The 1,471-nt window shown below is 60.4% G+C and carries 2 protein-coding genes; both read right to left on the reverse strand.

Going from position 1 to position 1,471, the window contains the following annotated elements; genetic code table 11:
* On the reverse strand, positions 1-545 hold a 545-nt coding region (locus ABB26_RS18235), incomplete at its 3' end, for a trypsin-like serine protease (protein WP_152982747.1).
* 159 nt (positions 546-704) lie between these two features.
* Positions 705-1,190, reverse strand: a complete 486-nt coding sequence (locus tag ABB26_RS18240) for a hypothetical protein (RefSeq protein WP_057636135.1) — start codon at positions 1,188-1,190, stop codon at positions 705-707.
* Positions 1,191-1,471: the final 281 nt, after the last annotated feature.

The raw sequence follows: 1,471 nt of genomic DNA on the forward strand, positions 1-1,471 counted from the left end.
ACCTTGTTGAACGCGCGGCGGAGCTCGGTGCGGTTGGGGCCTCGTGGGTCGTGGCCCATGTCGCCGGTTCCCGTGGCGCCCTTGCCGATGATCTTGACGATCTGGCCGGGCTCGTCGCTGCGTTCGTAGATGGCGGCGGGAGTGACATCCGTCACGGGCTGGCTCAACTTGATCAGTGCGATGTCGTCAGAGGAGGCAAGAACGACCACGATCAACATCGCCTCGCCACTGGCCGTTGCCTGGTCAATCAACTCCTGTGGCAGTGTCTTGTACCCGGGATGCACGACGACGCGCTCGACGTCCCTGGTGACTCCGTTGATGGTCACCTGCTTGAGTTTGGAGTGCGCCGGAATCGTATGCGCGGCGGTCATGGCCCACTGCGGGGCAATCAGTACGCCGTGCCCCTCGCCGGGCATGTCGACGAGGGCAGGGAACTCAGAGGCAGGAATCCGATACTTCGAGTCATCAACGTCGTGTCGAATGACGACGCCACTGGCGGTTGATGACATTGCGAGTAGAAGGGAGAGCAGCAAGGAGCGGGTCATGGGTGATGCTCTGTGGGCTGGAGCCGGAGATGGGTGGCGGGGTGCAAGGTGGTGTGCAACGTCAGACTCGAGGCGATTCGCGAACCTGCTTGGCGGGGACGAGGTAGGTCGCAAAAGTACGTCGACTCCGCATTCGGTTCCAAGGGATTCTCGCCGGTTTCAGTTTCGCGAGAAATCCATCGTCCAGTTGGTCTCCCAACTGGCGCCACCATCATTCGAGAACGCTTGTTCCCAATGCAGGTTGTCTACGTTCCTGGCTGACCAGAGGAAGCGGACCTTGATGGGAATGCCGTTGAGGGTGTCGTCCGCAAGGAAGGTGCCGACGCCATTCTGGAACCGACCAACAACCGGCACATCAAGTTGCCCCGGGAAACGGCCATCCAGCCACCAGATCGACCATTGCCCGGTTTGCGGATTGAACGCGCGCAAAGCCAGCGCCCGGTAAGCGCCTTCAGGCAGGTTGAGCAGGTTGTCTTCGACATTGCCGTAGCCCCCAAGCACCTTGTGGGTGGACATCCGGCCATCGAACGCGACCCATTCGTTGGAGCCGTTGAGGCGCTCCTTCAAGCGGCGATGGGTGACATGCCAGTCGCCGAGCACGAAATCAAAATCCGATGGGGCATTACTGGATGCATCAAGCGGCATGAGACGTCTCCCGGAGGCGAGGGTATGTTGAGTGGCAGTCTGTGCAGTTGTTGTGGAAGCTGCTTGGAGCGCATGTCTGTGAGGAACAATCAACGAGGGCGCGTCGCAACGACGGATGCGTGCATGTCTTGCGCGAAAGGTGAGGGGACCCTGCCCAGGGTTGACGGCAAGTTCCTTACGGAATTGTTAGAGGGCCGCCAACCCGCGGTTGAAGTATCGCCGCGTTTTCAGGCTGAGTAGTGCCCAGAGGTTGATTGCGCACTCACGAACGCTCAGGGTCA

The organism is Stenotrophomonas humi (genome assembly GCF_001431415.1).
GTDB lineage: Bacteria > Pseudomonadota > Gammaproteobacteria > Xanthomonadales > Xanthomonadaceae > Stenotrophomonas > Stenotrophomonas humi.

Coding starts and splice junctions, on each gene's coding strand:
- ABB26_RS18240 (WP_057636135.1), bottom strand. CDS start 1,190: ATGCCGCTTGATGCATCCAGTAATGCCCCATCGGATTTTGATTTCGTG.